The organism is Nocardia sp. NPDC052254 (assembly GCF_040679495.1).
In the GTDB taxonomy this organism is placed as follows: Bacteria; Actinomycetota; Actinomycetes; order Mycobacteriales; family Mycobacteriaceae; genus Nocardia.
Genome location: NZ_JBFAUW010000023.1, coordinates 1 through 22,220, shown reverse-complemented (window position 1 = coordinate 22,220; position 22,220 = coordinate 1). Strand labels below are relative to the sequence as shown.

Below are 22,220 nucleotides of genomic sequence, written 5' to 3'. Positions count from 1 at the left end.
AGCGGTTAACTTTGTGGGAAAGCAGCCGTGGACAGAGAGGTCGATTCATGCGTGCAGCCCAGGTGAGCAAGCTCGAGGGCCCGGAAGCCATCGAGGTCGTGGAGATCGCCGAACCGGCGGAGTTTCCGGGTGGTGTGGTCATCGACGTCCACGCGGCGGGGATCGCCTTCCCGGATGTCCTCATGACCCGCGGGTTGTATCAGATGAAGCCCGAACTGCCGTTCGTCGTCGGCGGTGAGGTCGCCGGAATCGTGCGGTCGGCTCCGGAGGGCGCTCGGGTCCGGCCGGGTGATCGGGTGGTCGCGCTGACCATGCTCGGCAATGCCGTCGCCGAGACCGCGGTGACCGCGCAGGACATGGTGTTCCAGCTGCCGGACAACATTTCCCTCGAAGCGGGTGCGGGGATCGTTTTCAACGATCTGACCGTGCATTTCTGCCTGCGCAATCGCGGGCGGCTCGCGGCGGGGGAGACCGTACTGGTGCACGGCGCGGCCGGTGGTATCGGCACCTCGACGCTGCGGATGTCGAAGGCGCTGGGCGCGGGCCGGGTGATCGCGGTGGTCAGTACCGAGGAGAAGGCCGAGGTGGCCCGGGCCAACGGTGCCTCGGATGTGGTTCTGACCGACGGCTGGCTCGGTGCGGTGAAGGAACTCACCGGTGGACGTGGTGTGGACATCGTGCTGGACCCGGTCGGCGGTGACCGGTTCACCGACAGCGTTCGCTCACTGGCACCGGCGGGGCGGCTGCTCGTGGTCGGTTTCACCGCGGGCGAGATCCCCACGGTGAAGGTGAATCGCCTGCTGCTCAAGAACGTCGAGGTCGTGGGTGCCGCGTGGGGTGAATGGGTGATGACCCACCCCGGCTATCTGCAGGAGCAGTGGGAAGAGGTGGCACCGCTACTCGCATCCGGTGCGATCAGCGCACCACAGCCGGTGCTGTACCCGCTGGAGCGAACCGCCGACGCGGTGGCCGCACTCGACAACCGTTCGGCGAAGGGCAAAGTCGTCGTCACCGTGCGGTGAGAGTCGGCGCTGCTCGGGCCGCCTGATGTCGGTGGGCGGCCGTAGGGTGTGGCGACCATGGAGCTGTCGAATCGGGTTCTCAATCGCACGCTGCTGGCGCGCCAACATCTGCTGCGCCGTTCGGAGCTGACCGCCGCGCAGCTGTGCGACCACCTGGTGGGCTTGCAGGCGCAGGATGTCGCGCCGCCGTTCATCGGCATGTGGAGCCGGATCGCCGATTTCGATCCGGCCGGGGTCTCGTCCGGGCTGGCGGACCGGTCGCTGGTGCGAATCACTCTGATGCGAGCCACGATTCATCTGGTCACGGCGGCGGACGCGCTGCGCATCGCACCGCATATCCAGCCGGAACTGGAGAAGATTCCGTTCCGGAAGGGATTCAACTACGGCGCGATGGTGGGGCTCGATCCGGAGGAGGTGCGGGCCCGGGGTGAGAAGGTCCTGGGGACACAACCGATGTCGGCGGCGCAGTTGCGCGAGTGCGCGGCCCGGGAGTATCCCGACCGTCCACCGGCCACGGTGACGCAGGCCTGGATCTATCAACTCCCGGTGTTGCAGACCCCACCGCGCGGGTTGTGGAAGAACAACAGCCGTCCGGTCTGGTCGCGGATCGAGCCGTGGCTGGGGGCGCCCCTCGATCACACCTATCCGGTGGAGGAGCTGATCCTGCGCTATCTGCGCGCGTTCGGCCCGGCCACGACCATGGACGTGCAGACCTGGTCGCGGCTGCTCGGCATCAAGAACACGCTCGCCGGCCTCGGTGATCGCGTGCGGACCTACACCGACGAGTGCGGCCGCACCCTCTACGACGCCGCCGAGGCCGAACTCGCCGACCCGGATCTGCCCGCACCGGTGCGGCTGCTGGGCTGGTACGACAATGCGCTGCTGTCGCATCAGGATCGCAGCCGGATCATTCCGGGCGGTGCGCCGGCGCCGCTGCGGCATCTGGCCGCACAGATCTCGCCGGTCCTGGTCGACGGATATCTCGCCGGGATCTACAAGATGTCCACCGATCGCACCGCCGCCCGGCTGCGAATCGTGCCCGGCCGTACCTGGACGGCCGGCGAGACCGCGGAGGTCGAGGCGGAGGCATACGCGCTGCTGCGATTCCAGGAACCCGAGCTGAACCCGAAGGTCGAAATCCTCACCCCCGGAGCCGACCTCACCTCGTAGGCGCCGCGGGTGGGTTCAGTGGGTGGTGTTGCGATAGGCCGGTGCCTTACTGGTTCCCGCGGGGGTGAGGGTGTGCAGCAGCGGGAGCGTGCGCCGGGCCACCACGGTGGACAGCACGATCACGCTGTGTGACCTGACCACCGCCGGGCTGCGGTCGATACTCAGCAGCACCGCCTGCAGCCCCGAATGCGAATCGGCGCCGATCCGGCACAGCACATCGCTGGATCCGGTGGTGGCGTAGGCCTCGAGCACTCCTGGAATCGCCTCCAGATCGGTGGTCACCGCGTCCAGCGCACCCTGCGCGATCTCGAGGCTGACGAAGGCCTGCACATCGAAACCGGCCGCGGTCACATCGACCTGCGGATCGTAGGACGCGATGACGCCCGCCTCCTCCATCCGCGCGATCCGGGACTGGACGGTCGCGCGCGCGACCCTGGTGCGCCGGGAGAGTTCGAGGATGCCCGCCTTCTGGTACTCGTGCATGGCGCCGAGGATCGCGAGATCCAGGTCGTCGAGTTTCGCGGGCGTGCGGGTCATCGCGGTCTCCTGTGTTCCGTGGTCACGTGCATCCGGTCGCACCGGCGCGAGGCTCCGCGTCGCGTCTCCTCGGCTTTCCTGTGCTGGACGGTGCAGCTATTCAAATTGTCCAGCACATGCCCGTGATCGATGGCCAATTACGCCAGGGTGTCTACCCTGAATCGTCGATATTGCTCAGTGTGGTGGCGCGGAGATTATCTGAATGCATGACTATCGAGCATCTCTCCAGGAACACCCGGCCCGCCGTGCCGAGCGATGCGGAGCTGCGTCGGCTGGTGGGTCTGGTCGATCACGATTCCGATGCCGATCCGTTCCCGGTTCTCGGGTGGGACGCGCTGGTGTGGGTGGTCGGCAACGCGACGCAGTTCGCGCACTACCTGCGCGCCTTCGGGATGGTGCCGGAGGCGTACTCCGGCCCCGAGACCGGCAACCGTGATCACAAGGCATTCGTATTGCGCAGCGGCAGTGCGCGATTCGTGGTCTGCGGTGCGGTGGATCCGGCCAGTCCGCTGATCGCCCATCACGACCGTCACGGTGACGGCATCGTGGACATCGCCCTCGAGGTGCCGGATGTGGATCGCTGTATCGAACACGCCCGCCGCGCCGGTGCCACGATCCTCGTCGAACCGCACGACGAATCCGACGAATTCGGCACGGTGCGCTCGGCGGCCCTGGCGACCTACGGCGAAACCCGTCACACCCTCGTGGACCGGTCCGGGTACCACGGTCCGTATCTGCCCGGTTATGTGGAACGGCGCGCGGATCCGCGGGCACCGCGGGGTGTGTTCCAGGCCGTCGACCACGTCGTCGGCAATGTGGAACTGGGGCAGATGGACAGCTGGGTCGAGTTCTATCGCCGCGTCATGGGTTTCACGAATATGGCCGAGTTCGTCGGCGACGACATCGCCACCGACTACTCCGCACTGATGAGCAAGGTCGTCGCCAACGGCAACCACCGCGTGAAGTTCCCACTGAACGAACCTGCCGTCGGCCGCAAACGTTCGCAGATCGACGAATATCTCGAGTTCTACGGCGGCCCCGGCGTCCAGCACATCGCCCTGGCCACGGGTGACATCCTCGCCACCGTCGATGCCCTGTTCGACGAGGGCATCGAATTCCTCCCCGCCCCCGACACCTACTACGAGGACCCGGAACTGCGCGCCCGCATCGGTCACGTGCGAGTCCCGGTGCGCGAGTTGCAGTCCCGGGGAATCCTGGTCGACCGCGACGAGGACGGCTATCTACTCCAGATCTTCTGCAAACCCTTGACCGACCGCCCCACGGTCTTCTTCGAGCTCATCGAACGCCACGGCTCCCTGGGATTCGGAAAGGGCAACTTCAAAGCCCTGTTCGAAGCAATCGAGAAAGAACAACGGACCCGCGGAAACCTCTGAGTCGACCGAGGTGAACGCTTCACCGACAGTGCTGCTCGGCGGTTGTGCGGCCGCCCGCCCAATGCCCGCCCCACAAAGGCCGACGTTCCCGAGATGGTGCTCCGCACTGGGTTTAGGCCCGCCTCGATTCTGGACTGCCGGAGCGGGGGAGCGAAGCGGAGGAGGGAAGAATCGAGGCCCAGGGGGCCGAAACCCCGCCGGAGCGAAGCGGAGGCAAAAGATACAGACCTTTTGGGCAGTGCCCCCCAGATCCCGGCCACTCCCAGGGGCCTCGCCCGCGCATACCGGGCGCGGGTTGTCGAAAGCTCCCGCTTCTCCACGCCCTGAGTCAACGCTTCCGAACCAGTAGAGTGCGGGCATGCGATTGACGGCGGTGATTGTCACCGGGGCTGCTGTCGCGGCGCTACTGGCGGGGTGCGGGTCGGGCGACCAGGCCGACGACGAATCCCCGTCGGTCCGGCCACCGGCGAAGGTGGCGGCGCCGGGGCCGTTCGTGGGGGAGTGTGGACATCTCACCGATGACGAGGTCCGAGATCTCGGTGGGCTCGGTCAGGTGTCGCAGGTGTTCAAGAATGCGGTCGGATGCAGCTGGCAGGCGGGCGGTATCGGCGGACCGTCGGTGACGTTCGCGTCCTATCGAGGCAGCCCGATCGATCGGGAACTCGCGTGGGTCACCGCGCAGGGGCGCAATCCGGAGACGATCGACATCGACGGGAAGAGGGGCTTCCAGGACGCCGATCAGACCTACGGCATCTGTGATCTGGCCGTGCAGCTGGGTGACGACTTCTTCGAATGGTCGACCGCTGCGGGAGCGTTCGGCACGCCGACCGGTTCGCCGTGCGAGAAGAACCGGAAGATGGCCGAGTTGACAGTTCAGCGGCTGAAATGAGGGCGGCGCACATGCGGACGGCCGAGATGAGCGATCGGGGCCGAGGCCGGCGGGGTCTGCGCGCGGGTGTGATCGCGGTGGTCGCGATCGCGGTCGCCGTGACAGTCGGCGGATGCGGGAAGACGGTGTCCGGCACCGCGATGCCCGCCGGTAGCAGCGGCGGGTTGAATACCAACTTCGACAAGTTGCTGCGCGAGTGCGAGGTCGTGACGACGGATCAGATCGTCAAGTCGACCGGTGCCCAGGACGCGGTGGGCTCCTTCAACGGCGCGGTGTGCATGTGGGAGCTGGCGGGTACGCCCGGCACCGGTATGGCCACGCTGAACTGGTACGAGATGGGGTCGCTGACCAACGAGAAGGCCAACAACGATCGGCTGGGTTACATCACCACCGATACGAAGGTGGTCGATCGCAGGGCGCTGCAGGTGCGCCGGCCGAACGATCCGGATTCGTGCGGTGTGATGGCGCCGGCCGCGGATGCCGGAGTCGTGGGGTGGTGGGTCAACTATCAGCCGGGTGGACATCCCGACCCGTGCACCGGCGCGAACAAGCTCACCGAACTGACGCTGAATCTGGCGCGCTAGCCCGTGGTGTCGCCCCGGATGTCGGGCGAGGCTGGGCTCGAGAGATAGTTGATGTGCATCGCAGGTGGTGAATGCGGGTCGCGGGGCCCCACTTTTGCCCCCCGTCATGCCTGCGGGTATCGTGGATCGCTGTGCCCGGAAGCGTGCGGGCAGGTTAGTGCGTAGAACGTAAGCCAGCGAAAGCGGCCGACCGTTTCAGCGTGCCCGAAAAAGTAGGCATGTAGTGCGCGCGACACGCCCGACCTCGGGATGCGTGAGAACGCAGTCCGGGCAAGTGGTGACAGATCACTGAACAGACATTGAAGAGTTCCAGACACCTGGTTACTGAATAAGGAAAGCCGGTATATGCCAACCATCAACCAGCTGGTCCGCAAGGGTCGTCGCGACAAGGTCGCCAAGACCAAGACCGCGGCCCTCAAGGGGAGCCCGCAGCGTCGTGGCGTGTGCACCCGCGTGTACACCACGACCCCGAAGAAGCCGAACTCCGCGCTCCGTAAGGTCGCGCGTGTTCGCCTGACCAGCGCGGTCGAGGTCACGGCTTACATCCCGGGTGAGGGTCACAACCTGCAGGAGCACTCCATGGTGCTCGTTCGTGGCGGTCGTGTGAAGGACCTCCCCGGTGTGCGCTACAAGATCATTCGCGGCTCGCTCGACACCCAGGGTGTGAAGAACCGCAAGCAGGCACGCAGCCGCTACGGCGCCAAGAAGGAGAAGAGCTGATATGCCACGCAAGGGCCCCGCACCCAAGCGTCCGCTGATCAACGATCCGGTCTACGGGTCGCCGCTGGTCAGTCAGCTGGTCAACAAGATCCTGCTGGACGGCAAGAAGTCGACCGCCGAGCGCATCGTCTACGGTGCCCTCGAGCAGGCGCGCGAGAAGACCGGCACCGATCCGGTCGTCACCCTCAAGCGTGCGCTCGACAACGTCAAGCCTGCTCTCGAGGTCAAGCCCCGTCGTGTCGGTGGCGCCACCTACCAGGTGCCGGTCGAGGTCCGTCCGGGCCGCGCCAACACCCTGGCGCTGCGCTGGCTGGTCAACTACTCCCGCGCACGTCGTGAGAAGACCATGATCGAGCGTCTGGCAAACGAACTGCTGGATGCCAGCAACGGTCTGGGCGCTGCGGTGAAGCGTCGCGAGGACACCCACAAGATGGCCGAGTCCAACCGGGCGTTCGCGCACTACCGCTGGTGATTGGTCACCCGGTCCGCCGGTGAAGGAACGGCGCCGGGAGGCGAGTCACGGTCGGGTGCGGCCCGTGCCCCACGTGGGCACCGGTGAGCCGCACCCGACGTTGACATAGTGATGGCCAGGGCCGCATCGCGGCGGATGCCGGGCCGTTCCCGAAAATACCGACTAGCTGATCGCTAACAGAGCAGAGCGGGGAAGATTTCCGTGGCACAGGACGTGCTCACCGACCTCAACAAGGTCCGCAACATCGGCATCATGGCGCACATCGATGCCGGCAAGACCACCACTACCGAACGAATCCTGTTCTACACCGGTGTGAACTACAAGATCGGTGAAACCCACGACGGTGCATCGACCACCGACTGGATGGAGCAGGAGCAGGAACGCGGCATCACCATCACCTCGGCGGCGGTGACGTGTTTCTGGAACAACAACCAGATCAACATCATCGACACCCCGGGACACGTCGACTTCACGGTCGAGGTGGAGCGTTCCCTCCGTGTCCTCGATGGCGCCGTCGCCGTCTTCGACGGTAAAGAGGGTGTCGAGCCGCAGTCCGAGCAGGTGTGGCGTCAGGCCGACAAGTACGACGTTCCGCGTATCTGCTTCGTCAACAAGATGGACAAGCTGGGCGCGGACTTCTACTTCACCGTGCAGACCATCAAGGACCGCCTCGGTGCCAAGCCGCTGGTCATCCAGCTGCCGATCGGCGCGGAGGACACCTTTGAGGGCATCATCGACCTGGTCGAGATGAACGCCAAGGTGTGGACCGGCGAGACCAAGCTCGGTGAGAAGTACGAGGTCCAGGAAATCCCGGCCGATCTCAAGGAGAAGGCCGAGCAGTACCGCCAGGAGCTGCTCGAGACCGTCGCCGAGTCGGACGAGGCCCTGCTGGAGAAGTTCTTCGGTGGCGAGGAGCTCTCGATCGACGAGATCAAGGGCGCCATCCGGAAGCTGACCGTCGCCTCGGAGCTGTACCCGGTGCTGTGTGGTTCGGCGTTCAAGAACAAGGGCGTGCAGCCCATGCTCGACGCCGTCGTGGACTACCTGCCCTCGCCGCTGGATGTCGAGAACGTGGAAGGCCACGTCCCCGGCAAGGAGGACGAGGTCATCACTCGTCGGCCGAGCTCCGACGAGCCGTTCGCGGCGCTGGCGTTCAAGATCGCCGTGCACCCGTTCTTCGGCAAGCTGACCTACGTCCGCGTGTACTCGGGCAAGGTCGACTCCGGTGCTCAGGTCATCAACTCGACCAAGAGCAAGAAGGAGCGCCTGGGCAAGCTGTTCCAGATGCACTCCAACAAGGAGAACCCGGTTCCTTCGGCGTCCGCCGGCCACATCTACGCGGTCATCGGCCTGAAGGACACCACCACGGGTGACACCCTGTGCGATCCGCAGAACCAGATCGTGCTGGAGTCCATGACCTTCCCGGATCCGGTCATCGAGGTCTCGATCGAGCCCAAGACCAAGTCCGACCAGGAGAAGCTGGGCACCGCGATCCAGAAGCTCGCCGAAGAGGATCCGACCTTCTCGGTGAAGCTGGACCAGGAGACCGGCCAGACCGTCATCGGCGGTATGGGCGAGCTGCACCTCGACATCCTGGTCGACCGGATGAAGCGTGAGTTCAAGGTGGAGGCCAACGTCGGTAAGCCGCAGGTGGCCTACCGCGAGACCATCACCAAGAACGTCGACAAGCACGAGTACACGCACAAGAAGCAGACCGGTGGTTCGGGCCAGTTCGCCCGCGTCATCATCGGCCTGGAGCCCTTCACCGGCGAGGACGGCGCGACCTACGAGTTCGAGAACAAGGTCACCGGTGGCCGCGTTCCGCGCGAGTACATCCCGTCGGTGGACGCCGGTATCCAGGACGCCATGCAGTACGGCGTCCTCGCCGGATACCCGCTGGTCAACTTGAAGGCCAAGCTGCTCGACGGCGCCTACCACGAGGTCGACTCCTCGGAAATGGCGTTCAAGATCGCGGGCGCGCAGGCCCTGAAGGAAGCGGCCCGCAAGGCCGGTCCGGTGATCCTCGAGCCGCTCATGGCTGTCGAGGTCATCACGCCCGAGGACTACATGGGCGACGTGATCGGCGACCTGAACTCCCGCCGTGGCCAGATCCAGGCCATGGAGGAACGCAGTGGTGCCCGTGTCGTCAAGGCGCTGGTTCCGCTCTCGGAGATGTTCGGCTACATCGGTGACCTGCGGTCGAAGACCCAGGGCCGGGCCAACTACTCCATGGTGTTCGATTCGTACGCGGAGGTTCCGGCCAACGTGGCGAAGGAGATCATCGCCAAGGCGACCGGCGAGTAATCGCTGCCGGGGCGGGTTTGCGAGAATCCGCCCCGAACGGTCGTCGAACGACCCCAGTAAATACAAACCGCACTGCTGCAAAAAAGCACGCACTAACTAGTCCAGGAGGACCACAGTGGCGAAGGCGAAGTTCGAGCGGACGAAGCCCCACGTCAACATCGGCACCATCGGTCACGTCGACCACGGTAAGACCACGTTGACTGCCGCCATCACCAAGGTGCTGGCCGACAAGTACCCGGACCTGAACCAGAGCTTCGCGTTCGACCAGATCGACAAGGCTCCGGAGGAGAAGGCTCGTGGTATCACGATCAACATCTCCCACGTCGAGTACCAGACCGAGAAGCGTCACTACGCGCACGTCGACGCCCCCGGCCACGCCGACTACATCAAGAACATGATCACCGGTGCGGCCCAGATGGACGGCGCCATCCTCGTGGTCGCCGCCACCGACGGCCCGATGCCGCAGACCCGTGAGCACGTGCTGCTCGCCCGTCAGGTCGGCGTGCCCTACATCCTGGTCGCGCTGAACAAGTCGGACATGGTCGACGACGAGGAGATCCTCGAGCTCGTCGAGATGGAGGTCCGCGAGCTGCTGGCCGCCCAGGAGTTCGACGAGGACGCCCCCGTCGTGCGCGTCTCCGGCCTGAAGGCCCTCGAGGGTGACGAGAAGTGGGTCGAGTCGATCGTCGAGCTGATGAACGCCGTCGACGAGTCCATCCCGGACCCGGTTCGTGAGACCGAGAAGCCCTTCCTGATGCCGATCGAGGATGTTTTCACCATCACCGGTCGTGGCACCGTGGTGACCGGTCGTGTCGAGCGCGGCATCGTCAACGTGAACGAGGAAGTCGAGATCGTCGGCATCCGCGAGAAGACCCAGAAGACCACCATCACCGGTATCGAGATGTTCCGGAAGCTGCTGGATCAGGGTCAGGCCGGTGACAACGTCGGTCTGCTGGTTCGTGGTCTGAAGCGCGACGATGTCGAGCGTGGTCAGGTTGTCGTCAAGCCCGGCACCACCACCCCGCACACCGAGTTCGAGGGCCAGGCGTACATCCTGTCGAAGGACGAGGGTGGCCGCCACACCCCGTTCTTCAACAACTACCGCCCGCAGTTCTACTTCCGCACCACCGACGTGACCGGCGTCGTGACCCTCCCCGAGGGCACCGAGATGGTCATGCCGGGCGACAACACCGAGATGAGCGTCAAGCTGATCCAGCCGGTCGCCATGGAAGAGGGCCTGCGCTTCGCGATCCGCGAGGGTGGCCGCACCGTCGGCGCCGGCCGCGTCACCAAGGTCATCAAGTGACCTTGTGATGGGCCGTCACGGTAGGTGACAGCACTGAGAAGGGCCGTTCCCGTTGGGGAGCGGCCCTTCTCGCATGTCAGGTCGGGCCGACCAGGTGCCCGGTATGCTGTGGCGGTGTCCAGGATTACCTTTGACCCCAACCAGCTGGGGGGGCGCCCGTGCATCCGCGGTATGCGGATCAGGGTGAAGGATGTGCTCGAACTCCTTGCCGCAGGGGAGAGTGAGGATTCGATCCTCGAGGACTATCCATACCTCGAGCGCGAGGATATCCGTGCCTGTCTGGCATTCGCTGCCGCTGAGGCGGACCATCCGATCCTGCGTACCGCATCTTGAAGTTCATCGTCGACGCACAGCTCCCACCTGCTCTTGCCCGCGCGGTGTCAGCTGAGGGACACGAAGCCGTTCATGTCTGCGATATCGCCATGACATCGGCCAGTGATCAGGTGGTCCGGGATGAAGCGATCCGTCGCGGCGCGGCGGTGATCACCAAGGACGAGGACTTCATCCTGATCGGTCGCTCCCACAATGCAGAAACTGGTCCGCCAGTGGTGTGGATCAGGATCGGCAATTGCGCCAAGAAGGTTCTCCTCGACGCATTCATGCCGATCCTGCCAACGGTGGTGGAGATGAGAGAGTCCGGAGAGAAGATCATCGAAATCCGCGGTGCGCTGAATGACTCCGGTGGTCGCTGAGGTCTTCTTGCCGCGGGCGATCTCGGCGAGCATCGCGGCTTCCTGCCACGCGTGATCGGCCAGCACCCGTCACGCTCGGCCGTGGTGCGATCTCGGTGGGACAGCTCGGGAAGCTGAACCAGTTGCCCGCGCCGCCACCGTGCAGGTTCGGCCGCAGCGTGGCAGCCCGGTACAGCATGCACACCAGCAGCGATACGGCGAGGGTGCCGGCCTCAGCTTTCGGTCGCCGCCAGCAGTGCTTGGGCGAATTCGCGCATCTGCTCCGCTCCGCCGAACCAGGTGGTGACCAGTTCGACCGCGGCGGCGCGGGTGCGGTGGGCGGCGGTGATGAAGTCCTCCAGGGAGACGTCGCCGGCCTCGGCGTTGCGGGCCACATTCTCCAGGTTGTGGCTGGCCAGGAGCAATTGCATGATGACGCTGACATCCAGGGCCGGGGCGTCGCCGGTCTCGGCCCGGCGGCGCGCGGCGCGGCGGGAGCTCGGGGCGATGCCGGTGCGGGAGGCGATGTCCTCGGTGGATTCACCGGCCGTGTGATCGGGTGCCGCGCGACGATTCCGGCGGGGGGTGGTGGGCTCGGCCGTGGAACTCGAGGTGATGGTCTCCGCGGGCGATTCCGTGGCCGTGTGGTGCGCCGGTGCGAGAGTCTCGGCATCGGTCGACAGCGGGTCCGCTGGGTCGGTCGACGAATATGGCTGTGCGGCAGGGAAGTATTCCCCGGCGGGGGTGTTCTCGGCCGGTTCGGTGGTGGACCCGCGACGGGGCAGCGTGAAACCGGCGGCGGTCGAATCCGATTCTGCTGCGGTCGTTTCGGAGGTTCGCCGTCGCAGGACGTCGGTGTCGGACGGATCGCCGGGGTCGGTGACCGGGGCCGAGAGCTGGTCGACCGCTGTGCCGTTGCGGCCGGAGATCGGTCGGCGTGTGGGCAGACCGCTCGTGGCAGCTGGAACGTCGACGATCGCCGCGAACGAGGCGGTGTCCTCGGACGACGGTTCGGGATCGAGCGGGCTCGGTTCGGGATCGGTGCCGCGCACGGCGTCGGCGGCGGCCGGCTCACTCGAATGCCGGTGCGGGAGACGGGAGGGGAGCGCGGAACCTCCGTCGCGGCCCGGCTCGGCCGACGCACCGTCGGGGCCCGCGTTGGTCTCGCCGCCTCGCTTCTGTGCCGCTGCTGCCGCTGCCGCCGGCAGGCGACGGGCGGGCGCCCGGGTCTCGTCGGTCGGCGCCTGGCCCGGGTCCGGCGCACCGGCATCGGTCCGTGCCAGACCGTATGCCGGCGTGGGGGTGCGCAGGGGCAGTTTGAGGGGATCCGGTGCGGGGGCCGCGGAATTCGTGGCGGATTCCACCGGCCTCTCGGCCGGGGCGGCGTCGTAATGCTCGCCGGCGGTGTAAGGCTCGGTCGATCCGATCACTCCATTGTGATTGCCGACAGATGGCTGGCTGTCAGTATCTGCGCGTTCGGAACGGGAGCGGCCGGTCAGATCGGTATCGATACCGAGGCTCTCCGCGATCCGGCGGATGGTGTCCTCGGCATCCTGTGAGCTGTCCTCCTGCTGCGGAATCGCGCTCTCCGAAGCTGGGGGCGTGGCCGCGAAACTCGAAGTCGGAGCGGATTCGTCGACGATCGGCTCGGATTTTTGTTCGGCCGTACCGGCTGCGGCCCGTTCGAATTCGGCCGCGAACGGCGAGGCGAAGGTGCTGTGCGGCGCGGGTTCGCGGCGCGGCAGCTGCGGTGCCCCGCCAAGGGATGCTGCCGAATCGCGGACGGGCAGAGAAGAACCCGATGCCGGGGTGGTGCCGCTGCCCGAAGACACCGAGGTGCCGGTGAGGTAGTCGGGTGTGTAGGAGGGGGTGTCGCCGGCCGATCCGTCGGGTGCGGGGCCGAATATACCGCCGGCATCCTCGTTCGAATAGCCGCCGAAGGTGAGGGATTCGTCGTGCCCGCGCGAGGTGTCGCGGATCGGTAGTACCGCGGGCGCGCTCCCCGATCTCGGATCGTCGAATTCCTTACCGTCCCAGCGCAGCCCGTGATGCTCGCTGCCCGGTGCGGCGTAGCCGGTGGTATCCGCCCGCGGCTGCAGATCCTCCTCGGAGCGAGTCAATCGCGACCCCTCTCGTGCAGCATGGGGTTCTCCGAAACGGGCATTGGCGGGATCCGTCATACGGCCCATTCTTATCCTTCACCGTTTCAGTTGCGAGTCCGCGGGGTGCGCAACGGGTGCCGTCGCCGTTGCGCCGCAGCTCAATCCGCCCGTTTCTCGAGTTCGGTACCGGCCCGCAGCGTCAGTGACATCAGCTCGCTCGGTTCGTCCAGTTCGATGCGATGCCAGCGGCCGCGGGGCACGATGAATGCCTGCCCTGCGCGTAGCGGTACCGATGTCTCCGGCGTCTCGCCCGCTCGAAGTATCAGTCGGATGCCTCCGGACAATACGGTCACAAGCTCCGCGCCGTCCGGATGCATCTCCCACAGATCGCCGTGGACCTCGGCATCGGTTGCGACCCGGAATGCGGCCAGAGTCCATCCGTCGATATCTCCGGACATTCGGCGCGGCTCGTCGAAAATCTTGCCGTCCGGCAGTATTCGGATGCCACGCTCGAACAGCGCGATGGGCGTCGTTTCCATGTGTTCCCTCTCGTTCGGCACCGACCGAGGCCGGTGTGGGTTCGGCCGCGATCTACTTTCTATACGCGTATAAAAAGTAGCCGATCACCGTCGCTGCTGTCCAGAGGCATGTGAAGATGGCTGGGTGAGCACTCGAACCGGACGTCCGCCGCGACTCTCGCGCGCTCGGATCGTGGCCGCGGCGCGCGAGCTGATCGAGACCCACGGTGTGCAGGCGCTGACCATGCGGCGATTGGCCACCGAACTCGGGGCCACGCCGATGGCCGTCTATCACCATGTGCCGGACAAAGACGCCCTGCTGCTGCTTCTGCTCGAGGAGGCGGCGGCCACAGCGGTGCGGCCCTCGCTGCCCGCCGATCCGCGTGCGCGGCTGATCGTCGCGGCCCGGGCCATGCGTGACATCCTGGCTCCGGTTCCGTGGATCACGGAGGTGCTGACCGCTGACGATCTGCTGTCGCCGGAGGCGTTGTGGTACCCGGAAGCCATCCTGGACGCGGCGATGGAATGCGGGCTGGAGGCCGATCGCGCGGTCCATGCCTATCGATCGATCTGGTACTACACGGCCGGTGAGATTCTGATCCGTGCCGCCGCCGACCGCCGGCGCAGCCGAGACGATCGCCCGCCCTTCCGTGAGCAGGTCTTCGCCGATATCGATGCCGAGCAGTTCCCCAGACTCGCGGCGGTCGCGGATCGCTGGGCCGAACTCACTGCCGCCGACACCTATGAGCAGGGATTGCGGGCCCTGGTGGCCGGGTTGCTCGCCGGGGTCGGGTAGGTCGCGGAATCTATTCGCCCGCTTCGTGATCGGTCCCTTGCGCTGCGATGTCCTCGGCGGCCCGCTGATACGCCTCCCCCGCGCGGGCGAAATAGTCGAACAGCAGCTCGCGCTGTTCGGGTGAATAGGTCTGGATGATCTCGCCGATCCGGCGGCGTGCGGGAGCGAGCGCCCGGTCCAGGCCCTCCGGCCGGTTGACCGGTTCGACGATGACCTTGCGGCGGTCGCCCGGATCCGGGGCCCGTCGCACATAGCCGGCCTGTTCGAGGCGGTCGATGAGCCGGGTGGTGGGGCCGGTGGTCAAACCGGTCCGGGTCCCCAGTTCGCCGGGAGTCATCGCACCGCTCAGCTCCAGGATGTTCAGCGCATACAGGTCGGTGGGGCCGAGGTCCACGGCCTTTGCGCCTGCTTGCGCGTGCAGTACGACCGCGCTCAGGTACCGGCGAAAGACCTGGCCGGGGTCGTTTTCTCCCTGTCCTGTTGACACGGATCACCTCATTCCTTAATCTCTTCCTCAACGAAGAGAGTTCTTAAAAGAAGAAACATCTTCTGAGCAGATATTAGCACTGGGAAAGGCTCGGCCATGACCGCAACCATCGACAACACGCCGGATACCGGCTCTCGGAAGTCTCGCCGACGCACCGTCGCCAAGGCTCTGGGGGCGATCGCACTGGGCCTGGGAGTCACCGCCGCTGGGGGATACATCTGGCTGGACCGCACCTCGGAGGTTCGCAATACCGGTGTCTCCGACTGCGCGAGCGTCGTGGCGGACGGCGGCAGTGCGGCGGATCTGCGAGCCGTGTGCTCGACCATCGGCGAGATGACCGCCGCCTGGGATCGCAATGACGCCGACGCATACGGCGCGACTTTCACCGAGAACGCGACCTATACGACCTTCGTCGGTACCTACTACAGCGGTCGGCGCGATCTCACCGAGGCGCATCGCGCACTGTTCAACGGATTCCTGAAGGGCACCAAACTGGCCGACTCGTTCCTGGGTGTGCGCTTCTACGGCGACGACGTCGCGATCGTCACCAGTCGGGGTGACCGATACGAGGATGGGCGGCCGGCCGAACTGTCGAAGACACAGACCTACACCGTCGTGCGCGAACGTGACGGCACATGGCGGATCGCGAGTTTTCACAACACCAAGCGGCAGTCGGTCTTCGAGCGCGTCTCATTCCTGTTCGATCCGGCCACCGAGCCCGAGGCCGAACGGTGAGAGCAATGGTGACCGGGGCGAGTGCCGGTATCGGGTATGCCTTCGCGACCGCGCTTGCGGCCGAGGGATATTCGGTGACCGCGGTGGCGCGTGGAGAAGCCGGATTGCGGCGGCTCGTGGCCGGACTCGGCTCGGGGCACGATTACCTCGTCGCCGATCTCACCACCCGGGTGGGTCTGGAGACAACGGCCGAACTGGCTGGTTCCGGGGAATACTCGCTGCTGGTGAACAATGCCGGCACCGCGACGCACGGCGACTTCGTCCGGCTTCCACTCGAATCCGCCCTCACCACAATCGATCTCAACTGCCGCGCCGTGACCACGCTGGCACATGCCTTCCTGTCCGCCGCCGCGCCGGGTAGTGCTCTGGTGAATGTGTCGTCCACACTCGGGCATTCGCCGAAACCGGGGCTGGGTGTGTACAGCGCGTCCAAGGCATTCGTCACGGCGCTGTCGGAAACGCTGTGGCAGGAACAGAAGTCGCGCGGGATCCATGTCTTGGCCCTGTGCCCGGGCGTCACCGCCACCGCATCGCAATCGGCGGCCGATGTGCCGGCCTGGCTGGTGCAGTCGCCGTACGAAGTAGTACGTCGGGCTCGGAAGGCGTTGTCCGACAAGAACGGTCCGGTGGTGCTCACCAGCCCTGTCAATCACCTCTTCGCCGCCGCGCTGCGGCTGCTTCCCCGCCGGGCCGCCCTGGCCCTGCTCGCAGAACAAGGAGAATCATGAACGTCACCGACACCGAAATTCGCGCCCTCATCCAGCGCAGCCAGGATGCCTGGGCCCGGGGCGACGGCGCCGCCTACGGTGCGTGCTTCACCGATGACGCCACCGATGTCACTTACACGGGCACCGTCTACCACGGCGGAGCCGAGATCGGCCGTGGTCACCAGGCCCTGTTCGACAGCTTCCTGAAGGGCACCGGTCTCACGATCGAGATCATCGAGATCCGCCACTACGGCAGTGATACCGCGGTCGTCGTCACCCGGGGCGAGTCGGCGAAGGGAAAACCCGCGCGGCTCGGCAAACTCGCCACCTACACCGTGATCCGCGACGGCGCGGGGCAGTGGCGGATCGCCGCGGTGCAGAAGACGCAGCGTAAGCGATGGATGGAGGCGCTGACCTTCAGGCTGCAACCGGCCACCCGTCCGGCGGCACACCGATGACGGCCGTTGCGATCCTCGGGGCCACCGGCCGTACCGGACGGCTCGTCGTGGATGAGGCGCGCAGTCGCGGCTTCTGCGTCACCGCGGTGGTCCGTGGAGCCGGTAGCCTCGGCCCGGCGCGTGGTGAGCCGCGGATCTCGCCGGGAGCTCGCGGGAAGGTCGGGCCACGGATCTCGCGCGCCGACCTGGCCGCATATCTGCTGGATGCGATCGATGACCCGAGTGCGTATCGGACGGCTGTCGCCGTGTCCTCATGACCCGGTCAGCCGAGATTGGTCATGCCCGCGGCGACCACCCGGGACAGGTTCGTGATCTCTTCGGCGCCGGCCATGGTCAGGCCGTCGAGTGCGTGCAGCCGGTCGGTACTCGCGATGCTGAGCATGGCGGAGACCCAGGCGGCGGCGCAGGCGCGCAGGGTGCCCGGCTGGACCTGGCCCGGCGCGCTGGCCTGCAGCACCCGCGCGGTGATGTCGAGGAGTTGATCACGCATGTGCCGCAATTGTTTTCGCACATCGGGATGGGTGTCGGCCTCGCGCCACATGATCACGCGCAGGACCGAGGAGTGGTGATCGCGCAGATTGAGTGCCGCATCCAGCTTCACGAGGCTGGTCGCCGGGTCGCCCGGGGTGACCACGGCGCCGATGTCCTCGATGGGGTGGGTGGGGACCCGCTCGGCCATCAGGGCCGACAGAATCGAGTTCTTGGTGGGGAAGTAGTAGAAGACCAGTCCCTTGGGCACGTCGGCCGCATCGGCGATCGCGGCCGTCGCGGTCGCGTCGAATCCGTTTGCCGCGAAAAGGGTTTCGGCGGCATCCAGAATGAGAGCGCGGGCGTCGCCGTCGATCTTCCTGTTCCGGCGGCGCCCCGCTCGATGGGGTTTGTGCATCTGCATCAGTGTGCAGTATGCATCCGTGCCGATACTTGCGGAAGTGCGGCCACGGCGACGACGACGGTCAGTACGCCGACGATCCACGCGGTCCACGAGGCGGCATTGAAGGCGCTGTAGTTCATCACCCACGGTGAGATGAACAGCAGGACGCCGAAGAGTCCCATGGCGTAATCGGTTCCGGTCATCGCCGGGCGGGACAGCTGGGCCAGGCCGGTCAGCGCGATCAGGACGCCGAGCACGATCAGGGTCCACATGGCGCGGGTGCTGTGGTCGGTCCAGATGGGCGACAGCGCGGTGTATGCGCCGAGTACCACTGCTACGAAGTCCTGGGTGCGGGATTCGGTGAGCATCGGGGGCCTCCTCGGGGGCGGAATTGTGTTCTGTACTCGGTATATCTCTGATTGACCGCCCGGTCAATACCTGCAATCGACATAATCCTTCATTGGTGTCGGATATGGTGCCCGTCACCGTAGATTAGAACGTGTTCTAGAATATGGTGGATTGGTGCAGCAAAACGTGCCAGCAATTGTGATCGCCCCGATCGTGCGAGGAGTGCTGCGATGACCGCCCCGATCGTGATCGTGGGAGCGGGTCTCGCGGGACTGCGCACCGCCGAGGAATTGCGCCGTGCGGGCTACGAGGGTGGGCTGATCCTCGTCGGCGACGAATCGCGGCTGCCCTACGATCGTCCGCCGCTGTCCAAGCAGTTCGTCCGCGGCGAGACCGAGGACACGACGCTGCGGCCCGCGGAATTCTTCGCCGAGAAGGAGATCGAGCTGCGCCTGGGGGTGGCGGTCACCGGAGTCGACACCGCGGCCCGGGTGCTGACCTTCGCCGATGGGGCCACCCTCGAATACGGTGCGCTGATCGTGGCAACGGGCCTGCGTCCCAAGCGGATTCCGGGCCTGCCCGAGGCGTCCGGTATCCACGTCCTGCGGCGGCACGAGGATGCGGCCGCACTGCGTGACCAGCTGGCGACCGCACGGCGGGCGCTGGTGGTCGGCGCCGGATTCATCGGTTGTGAGCTGGCCGCGAGTTTCCGCTCGCGCGGGGTGGATGTCGTCCTGGTGGAGCCGCAGCCGACTCCACTGGCCGCCGCCCTGGGTGAGGCGGTGGGACGTCTGGTCGGCCGGTTGCACCGCGAAGAGGGTGTGGATGTGCGCTGTGGCGTCGGACTGACCTCGCTGCACGCGGAGAACGGGGCCGTCACCGGCGCCACCCTCGCCGACGGCAGCACGGTGAGCGCGGATCTGGTCGTCATCGGCGTCGGGTCGGCGCCGGTGACCGAATGGCTGGCCGATTCCGGTATTCCGCTGGCGGAACCGCAGGCCGGCGGTGGGGTGCTCGCCGACGAGGTGGGCCGCACCGGCGTCGAGGGCGTGTGGGCGGTCGGCGACGTCGCGGCCTGGCGGCACGACAACGGCCGGCACAAGCGCGTCGAACACTGGACCAATGCCGGTGAACAGGCCAAACTACTGGCCACCGCACTGCTCGGCGGGGAGATTCCCGAAGCGGTGCGGGTGCCGTATGTCTGGAGCGATCAGTACGACGTGAAAATCCAGGTTCTCGGCACCCCGGCGGGTGCCGACGAGATCCGGGTGATCGACGACGACGGCCGGAAATTCCTGGCGCACTATTTCGACGCCGGGGTTCTCACCGCGGTGGTGGGCGGCGGACGCACCGGTCAGGTGATGAAAATGCGCGCCGAACTGGCGGCCAACAGCAGGTCCGCGGCGGTGAAGTAAGCATCCGGGCACGCTGTAATACAGTTGGCCCGTGATCGTTGCGCTCATCGATTCGGGACTCGGGTTGTTGCCGACGGGCGCGTGGCTGCGCACGTTGCGTCCCGACCTCGATCTGCTGCTGCAACTGGACCCCGACGGTGCGCCGTGGGGGCCCAAACCCGAGCAGTGGGTGATCGATCGGGTCCTCGCCGCCGCGCGGCGCTCGCTGGATCTGGGCGCCGAGGCGATCGTGTTGCCCTGCAACACCGCCAGTGTCACCGCACTCGAACATGTGCGTGCCGAGGTGGGACCGCAAGTGCCGGTGATCGGTACGGTCCCGGCGATCAAACCGGCCGCGGCGGCCTGCCACTCCGTGGCGGTGTGGGCCACCGCCGCGACCACCGCGAGCCGTTATCAGGCCGATCTGATCGCGCGGTTCGGTGGGTCGGCCGATGTGACCGGTGTGGCCTGTCACGGCCTCGCCGATGCCATCGACCGCGGTGATCTGACGGCCGTCGAAGCGGCCATCGCGCGCGCGGCGGCCCAGACACCGGACGGTACCGAGGCGATCGTGCTCGGCTGCACCCATTACCCCCTGGTGCTCGATTCGATCGTCGCCGCGCTGCCTGCCGGGGTCCGCCTGTTCGACAGCGCGGAAGCCGTTGCGGGTCAGACGCTTCGACGTATCGACGCGCTGGGGCGGCCCACCGCGGGATCGGGTACCGTCACCGTCTTCAACAGCGGCCGCGCCGGAGAATTGCCGGCCGGCGCGGCAGCATACGAGTCGGGTCGCGAATTGGGCGCGGTGGACCGCGCCTGTAATACCGCCTAGCCTGCCGTCACGTTGTGTGACGGGCTCGGATGCGGTCTCGGCCGGATTCATCGGCGCGCCGACGACGGGTGTACCTGTTGTCCGGCCGGACCTGTGCGAGCTTCGGGTGCCATCGGATTCGTGCCGGTGATCGCCGGAGCGAGCCGGATGTCGCTACCCCTGCCGACCGGAGTGACAGTCACCGATGTGCTCTCACCTGGCGGCATTGCGGGCTGATCGGCTTCCGGTGCGCGATACTCTCCGCGTGGTCGATATGGATGACGCGATCGATGCCGGCATGCGGGTGTGCTCATGACCGCCGGATATACCGCTGCCGACGTGGCACGGGCCGTGGACGAGGCGGCCGACCCGGACCGGGTGGCCGTGTTGCGGAGCTTCTTCAAGACCGGGCCGGGTGAGTACGGCGAGGGTGATGTCTTCGTCGGGGTGAGCGTTCCGAAGTCCCGGGCGATCGCCGGACGGTTTGCGGCCTTGCCGATCTCGGAGATCGAAACGCTGCTGGCGAGTGCGGTGCACGAGCATCGCTTCGTGGCGCTGGTGATCGCGAACAATGCCATGGCGAAGGCGGGGAAGACGCGAGCCCGCGACCGGGCTGCCGAGGCCGCACAACGCGAACTCGTCGACATGTACCTGACGGCCGTGCGCGGTGGCCGGGTGAACAATTGGGATCTGGTCGATGTGTCGGCCGAGAACATCCTCGGGCCGTGGTTGCTCGAGCGGCCGCGCGGTCTGCTCGGTGAGCTGGCACAGGCGGATTCGCTGTGGGAGCGCCGGGTGGCGCTACTCAGCACCTTCGCGTTCATCAAGGCCGGGGACGCCTCGACGACCTTCGAATTGTGCGAGCGGTTACTGGACGATCGGCGCGATCTGATCCAGAAGGCGCTCGGCTGGATGCTGCGCGAGGTGGGCAAGCGCATCGACCGCGCCCTGCTGACAGGTTTCCTGGACGAGCACGCCCAGGATATGGGCCGCACCGCATTGAGCTACGCGACCGAGCATCTCGAACCCACCACGCGAGCGGCATATCGCGCCCAGCGATAGGGGTGTGTTCGGCCTTCGCTTCGCTCCGGGGGGCTGTATCTTCTGCCGTCGCTTCGCTCCGGCGGGGTTCGCGGCCCCTTGGTCTCGCCGATCGGTGCCCGTCGCTTGCTCCTTCGTCGCGTACGCGACGGGCACCGATCGGCGAGACGGCCGCGAACCCGCCCGGGGAGCACTGCCTCGGGAACGCTTTCAGCGTGCCGGGCCGGGGCGGGGTGGATGTCGCCTGTTTGCGGTGATCTGGCCTGCCGGCGGGATGAGTATTCGTCACTGTCTCGTCTTGTGGGGTGCCGCTGTTGCGCGAAAAGCATTCTCGGTAAACCCATCCCGATGGCTACCTCACGCACACAAATGATCCGGCACGCTGAAAGCGTTCCCGAGGAAGGTCGTGCCGAGTGGGTTCGCGGCTGTCTCGTTGTTTGGGTTTTCGTTGTGTGGGTGGCGAAGGAGCAGGTGGTGGTGTGGAAGGGAACCTCCCGCTTGATGTTCCCCGGCATGCTGAGAGCGTTTCCGGGGTAGTGCTCCCTGGGTGGGTTCGCGGCTGTCTCGTTGTTTGGGTTCTCGTTGTGGGCGGCGAAGGAGCAGGCGGCGGTGTGGAAAGGAACCTCCCGCTTGACGTCCCCCGGCACGCTGAAAGCGTTTCCGGGGTAGTGCTCCCTGGGTGAGTTCATGGCCGTCTCGGCGTTCGGGTTCTCGCTGTCTAGGCGACGAAGGAGCAGGCGGCGGTGCGGAAAGGAACCTTCCCGCCTGACGTTCCCCGGCACGCCAAAAGCGTTTCCGAGGAAGTTCCTGCCGGGTGGGTTCGCGGCCGTCTCGCCGTTCGGGTACCGCTGCTTGCTCCTTCGTCGCGTACGCAGCGGTACCC

At 66.4% G+C, this 22,220-nt stretch carries 25 protein-coding genes; 19 read left to right on the top strand and 6 right to left on the bottom strand.

All coding sequences use genetic code 11. The features are described from left to right. The first annotated feature begins 47 nt into the window (after positions 1-47). On the top strand, positions 48-1,022 hold the full coding sequence (locus tag AB0L57_RS31380; RefSeq protein ID WP_364970019.1) for an NADPH:quinone oxidoreductase family protein: 975 nt from the start codon (positions 48-50) through the stop codon (positions 1,020-1,022). Positions 1,023-1,079: 57 nt separating this feature from the next. Continuing rightward, positions 1,080-2,192 (top strand): winged helix DNA-binding domain-containing protein, encoded by a 1,113-nt coding sequence (locus AB0L57_RS31375; RefSeq protein WP_364970016.1) that lies wholly within the window; start codon positions 1,080-1,082, stop codon positions 2,190-2,192. A gap of 15 nt (positions 2,193-2,207) precedes the next feature. Here the strand turns inward: AB0L57_RS31375 and AB0L57_RS31370 are convergent, their stop codons facing one another. Beyond that, on the bottom strand, positions 2,208-2,729 hold the full coding sequence (locus AB0L57_RS31370; protein WP_364970013.1) for an Lrp/AsnC ligand binding domain-containing protein: 522 nt from the start codon (positions 2,727-2,729) through the stop codon (positions 2,208-2,210). A 206-nt stretch (positions 2,730-2,935) separates the two neighbouring features. On the opposite strand from AB0L57_RS31370, the gene hppD reads away from it, so the two are divergent. The 9 genes from hppD (at position 2,936) to AB0L57_RS31325 (ending at position 11,090) form a co-directional block, all read left to right on the top strand. Continuing rightward, the gene (hppD, locus tag AB0L57_RS31365) at positions 2,936-4,123 is read left to right on the top strand and encodes a 4-hydroxyphenylpyruvate dioxygenase (RefSeq protein WP_364970010.1); all 1,188 of its coding nucleotides are present in this window, start codon (positions 2,936-2,938) and stop codon (positions 4,121-4,123) included. Between the two features lie 358 nt (positions 4,124-4,481). Next, positions 4,482-5,012: a DUF3558 domain-containing protein gene (locus AB0L57_RS31360; RefSeq protein WP_364970007.1), complete on the top strand. Its 531-nt coding sequence runs from the start codon at positions 4,482-4,484 to the stop codon at positions 5,010-5,012. A gap of 26 nt (positions 5,013-5,038) precedes the next feature. After that, a complete protein-coding gene (locus AB0L57_RS31355) occupies positions 5,039-5,596 on the top strand; it encodes a DUF3558 domain-containing protein (protein WP_364970004.1) in 558 nt (185 codons plus the stop codon). A gap of 345 nt (positions 5,597-5,941) precedes the next feature. Further along, on the top strand, positions 5,942-6,316 hold the full coding sequence (gene rpsL, locus AB0L57_RS31350; protein WP_014353064.1) for a 30S ribosomal protein S12: 375 nt from the start codon (positions 5,942-5,944) through the stop codon (positions 6,314-6,316). Between the two features lies 1 nt (position 6,317). After that, positions 6,318-6,788 (top strand): 30S ribosomal protein S7, encoded by a 471-nt coding sequence (gene rpsG, locus AB0L57_RS31345; RefSeq protein ID WP_025352956.1) that lies wholly within the window; start codon positions 6,318-6,320, stop codon positions 6,786-6,788. 201 nt (positions 6,789-6,989) lie between these two features. After that, positions 6,990-9,092, top strand: coding sequence for an elongation factor G (gene fusA / locus AB0L57_RS31340; RefSeq protein WP_364969999.1), 2,103 nt, complete (start codon positions 6,990-6,992; stop codon positions 9,090-9,092). Between the two features lie 115 nt (positions 9,093-9,207). Beyond that, a complete protein-coding gene (gene tuf / locus AB0L57_RS31335; RefSeq protein ID WP_364969996.1) occupies positions 9,208-10,398 on the top strand; it encodes an elongation factor Tu in 1,191 nt (396 codons plus the stop codon). A 24-nt stretch (positions 10,399-10,422) separates the two neighbouring features. After that, positions 10,423-10,731, top strand: a complete 309-nt coding sequence (locus AB0L57_RS31330) for a DUF433 domain-containing protein (RefSeq protein WP_364969993.1) — start codon at positions 10,423-10,425, stop codon at positions 10,729-10,731. Further along, a complete protein-coding gene (locus AB0L57_RS31325; protein WP_364969990.1) occupies positions 10,728-11,090 on the top strand; it encodes a DUF5615 family PIN-like protein in 363 nt (120 codons plus the stop codon). Before AB0L57_RS31330 ends, AB0L57_RS31325 begins: the two co-directional genes overlap by 4 nt. Before the next feature lie 212 nt (positions 11,091-11,302). Here AB0L57_RS31325 and AB0L57_RS31320 read toward each other — a convergent pair whose 3' ends face one another. Both AB0L57_RS31320 and AB0L57_RS31315 read right to left on the bottom strand, forming a co-directional pair. After that, the gene (locus AB0L57_RS31320) at positions 11,303-13,189 is read right to left on the bottom strand and encodes a hypothetical protein (protein WP_364969987.1); all 1,887 of its coding nucleotides are present in this window, start codon (positions 13,187-13,189) and stop codon (positions 11,303-11,305) included. Between the two features lie 140 nt (positions 13,190-13,329). Beyond that, a complete protein-coding gene (locus tag AB0L57_RS31315; protein WP_364969984.1) occupies positions 13,330-13,710 on the bottom strand; it encodes a cupin domain-containing protein in 381 nt (126 codons plus the stop codon). Between the two features lie 124 nt (positions 13,711-13,834). Here AB0L57_RS31315 and AB0L57_RS31310 point away from each other — a divergent pair, with 124 nt between their 5' ends. Further along, positions 13,835-14,485: a TetR/AcrR family transcriptional regulator gene (locus tag AB0L57_RS31310; RefSeq protein WP_364969981.1), complete on the top strand. Its 651-nt coding sequence runs from the start codon at positions 13,835-13,837 to the stop codon at positions 14,483-14,485. A 10-nt stretch (positions 14,486-14,495) separates the two neighbouring features. Here AB0L57_RS31310 and AB0L57_RS31305 read toward each other — a convergent pair whose 3' ends face one another. Further along, a complete protein-coding gene (locus tag AB0L57_RS31305) occupies positions 14,496-14,972 on the bottom strand; it encodes a MarR family transcriptional regulator (RefSeq protein ID WP_364969978.1) in 477 nt (158 codons plus the stop codon). Positions 14,973-15,068: 96 nt separating this feature from the next. On the opposite strand from AB0L57_RS31305, the gene AB0L57_RS31300 reads away from it, so the two are divergent. From AB0L57_RS31300 to AB0L57_RS31285, 4 genes are read left to right on the top strand one after another with little or no spacing between them, the layout of a single operon-like run. Further along, positions 15,069-15,707, top strand: coding sequence for an SgcJ/EcaC family oxidoreductase (locus AB0L57_RS31300; protein ID WP_364969975.1), 639 nt, complete (start codon positions 15,069-15,071; stop codon positions 15,705-15,707). A gap of 5 nt (positions 15,708-15,712) precedes the next feature. Beyond that, positions 15,713-16,435, top strand: a complete 723-nt coding sequence (locus AB0L57_RS31295) for an SDR family NAD(P)-dependent oxidoreductase (RefSeq protein WP_364969972.1) — start codon at positions 15,713-15,715, stop codon at positions 16,433-16,435. After that, positions 16,432-16,872 carry an SgcJ/EcaC family oxidoreductase gene (locus tag AB0L57_RS31290; RefSeq protein WP_364969969.1) on the top strand — a complete coding sequence of 147 codons (441 nt, stop codon included), beginning with the start codon at positions 16,432-16,434 and terminating at the stop codon, positions 16,870-16,872. The genes AB0L57_RS31295 and AB0L57_RS31290 overlap by 4 nt, the downstream gene beginning before the upstream one ends. Then, positions 16,869-17,129: a hypothetical protein gene (locus tag AB0L57_RS31285; RefSeq protein WP_364969966.1), complete on the top strand. Its 261-nt coding sequence runs from the start codon at positions 16,869-16,871 to the stop codon at positions 17,127-17,129. Before AB0L57_RS31290 ends, AB0L57_RS31285 begins: the two co-directional genes overlap by 4 nt. A 5-nt stretch (positions 17,130-17,134) precedes the next feature. On the opposite strand, the gene AB0L57_RS31280 is transcribed toward AB0L57_RS31285, so the two are convergent. After that, a complete protein-coding gene (locus tag AB0L57_RS31280) occupies positions 17,135-17,764 on the bottom strand; it encodes a TetR/AcrR family transcriptional regulator (protein ID WP_364969963.1) in 630 nt (209 codons plus the stop codon). Continuing rightward, complete coding sequence (locus AB0L57_RS31275; protein ID WP_364969960.1) at positions 17,764-18,111, bottom strand: SPW repeat protein; 348 nt, start codon at positions 18,109-18,111, stop codon at positions 17,764-17,766. Before AB0L57_RS31275 ends, AB0L57_RS31280 begins: the two co-directional genes overlap by 1 nt. A 210-nt stretch (positions 18,112-18,321) precedes the next feature. On the opposite strand from AB0L57_RS31275, the gene AB0L57_RS31270 reads away from it, so the two are divergent. The 3 genes from AB0L57_RS31270 to AB0L57_RS31260 all read left to right on the top strand — a co-directional run bounded on the left by AB0L57_RS31270 (position 18,322) and on the right by AB0L57_RS31260 (position 21,358). Beyond that, the gene (locus AB0L57_RS31270; protein WP_364969957.1) at positions 18,322-19,506 is read left to right on the top strand and encodes an FAD-dependent oxidoreductase; all 1,185 of its coding nucleotides are present in this window, start codon (positions 18,322-18,324) and stop codon (positions 19,504-19,506) included. 31 nt (positions 19,507-19,537) lie between these two features. Next, positions 19,538-20,317 (top strand): aspartate/glutamate racemase family protein, encoded by a 780-nt coding sequence (locus AB0L57_RS31265; protein WP_364969955.1) that lies wholly within the window; start codon positions 19,538-19,540, stop codon positions 20,315-20,317. Positions 20,318-20,608: 291 nt separating this feature from the next. Further along, positions 20,609-21,358: a DNA alkylation repair protein gene (locus AB0L57_RS31260; RefSeq protein WP_364969952.1), complete on the top strand. Its 750-nt coding sequence runs from the start codon at positions 20,609-20,611 to the stop codon at positions 21,356-21,358. The last annotated feature ends 862 nt before the right edge of the window (positions 21,359-22,220 follow it).

Bases quoted from the DNA above. Each gene is read 5' to 3' on its own strand.
- AB0L57_RS31275 (WP_364969960.1), bottom strand. From the start codon at position 18,111: ATGCTCACCGAATCCCGCACCCAGGACTTCGTAGCAGTGGTACTCGGC.
- AB0L57_RS31295 (WP_364969972.1), top strand. From the start codon at position 15,713: ATGGTGACCGGGGCGAGTGCCGGTATCGGGTATGCCTTCGCGACCGCG.
- AB0L57_RS31360 (WP_364970007.1), top strand. From the start codon at position 4,482: ATGCGATTGACGGCGGTGATTGTCACCGGGGCTGCTGTCGCGGCGCTA.
- AB0L57_RS31290 (WP_364969969.1), top strand. From the start codon at position 16,432: ATGAACGTCACCGACACCGAAATTCGCGCCCTCATCCAGCGCAGCCAG.
- AB0L57_RS31285 (WP_364969966.1), top strand. From the start codon at position 16,869: ATGACGGCCGTTGCGATCCTCGGGGCCACCGGCCGTACCGGACGGCTC.
- AB0L57_RS31270 (WP_364969957.1), top strand. From the start codon at position 18,322: ATGACCGCCCCGATCGTGATCGTGGGAGCGGGTCTCGCGGGACTGCGC.
- hppD (WP_364970010.1), top strand. From the start codon at position 2,936: ATGACTATCGAGCATCTCTCCAGGAACACCCGGCCCGCCGTGCCGAGC.
- AB0L57_RS31260 (WP_364969952.1), top strand. From the start codon at position 20,609: ATGACCGCCGGATATACCGCTGCCGACGTGGCACGGGCCGTGGACGAG.
- AB0L57_RS31280 (WP_364969963.1), bottom strand. From the start codon at position 17,764: ATGCAGATGCACAAACCCCATCGAGCGGGGCGCCGCCGGAACAGGAAG.
- AB0L57_RS31315 (WP_364969984.1), bottom strand. From the start codon at position 13,710: ATGGAAACGACGCCCATCGCGCTGTTCGAGCGTGGCATCCGAATACTG.
- AB0L57_RS31380 (WP_364970019.1), top strand. From the start codon at position 48: ATGCGTGCAGCCCAGGTGAGCAAGCTCGAGGGCCCGGAAGCCATCGAG.
- rpsL (WP_014353064.1), top strand. From the start codon at position 5,942: ATGCCAACCATCAACCAGCTGGTCCGCAAGGGTCGTCGCGACAAGGTC.
- AB0L57_RS31375 (WP_364970016.1), top strand. From the start codon at position 1,080: ATGGAGCTGTCGAATCGGGTTCTCAATCGCACGCTGCTGGCGCGCCAA.
- AB0L57_RS31355 (WP_364970004.1), top strand. From the start codon at position 5,039: ATGAGCGATCGGGGCCGAGGCCGGCGGGGTCTGCGCGCGGGTGTGATC.
- AB0L57_RS31370 (WP_364970013.1), bottom strand. From the start codon at position 2,729: ATGACCCGCACGCCCGCGAAACTCGACGACCTGGATCTCGCGATCCTC.
- AB0L57_RS31300 (WP_364969975.1), top strand. From the start codon at position 15,069: ATGACCGCAACCATCGACAACACGCCGGATACCGGCTCTCGGAAGTCT.
- rpsG (WP_025352956.1), top strand. From the start codon at position 6,318: ATGCCACGCAAGGGCCCCGCACCCAAGCGTCCGCTGATCAACGATCCG.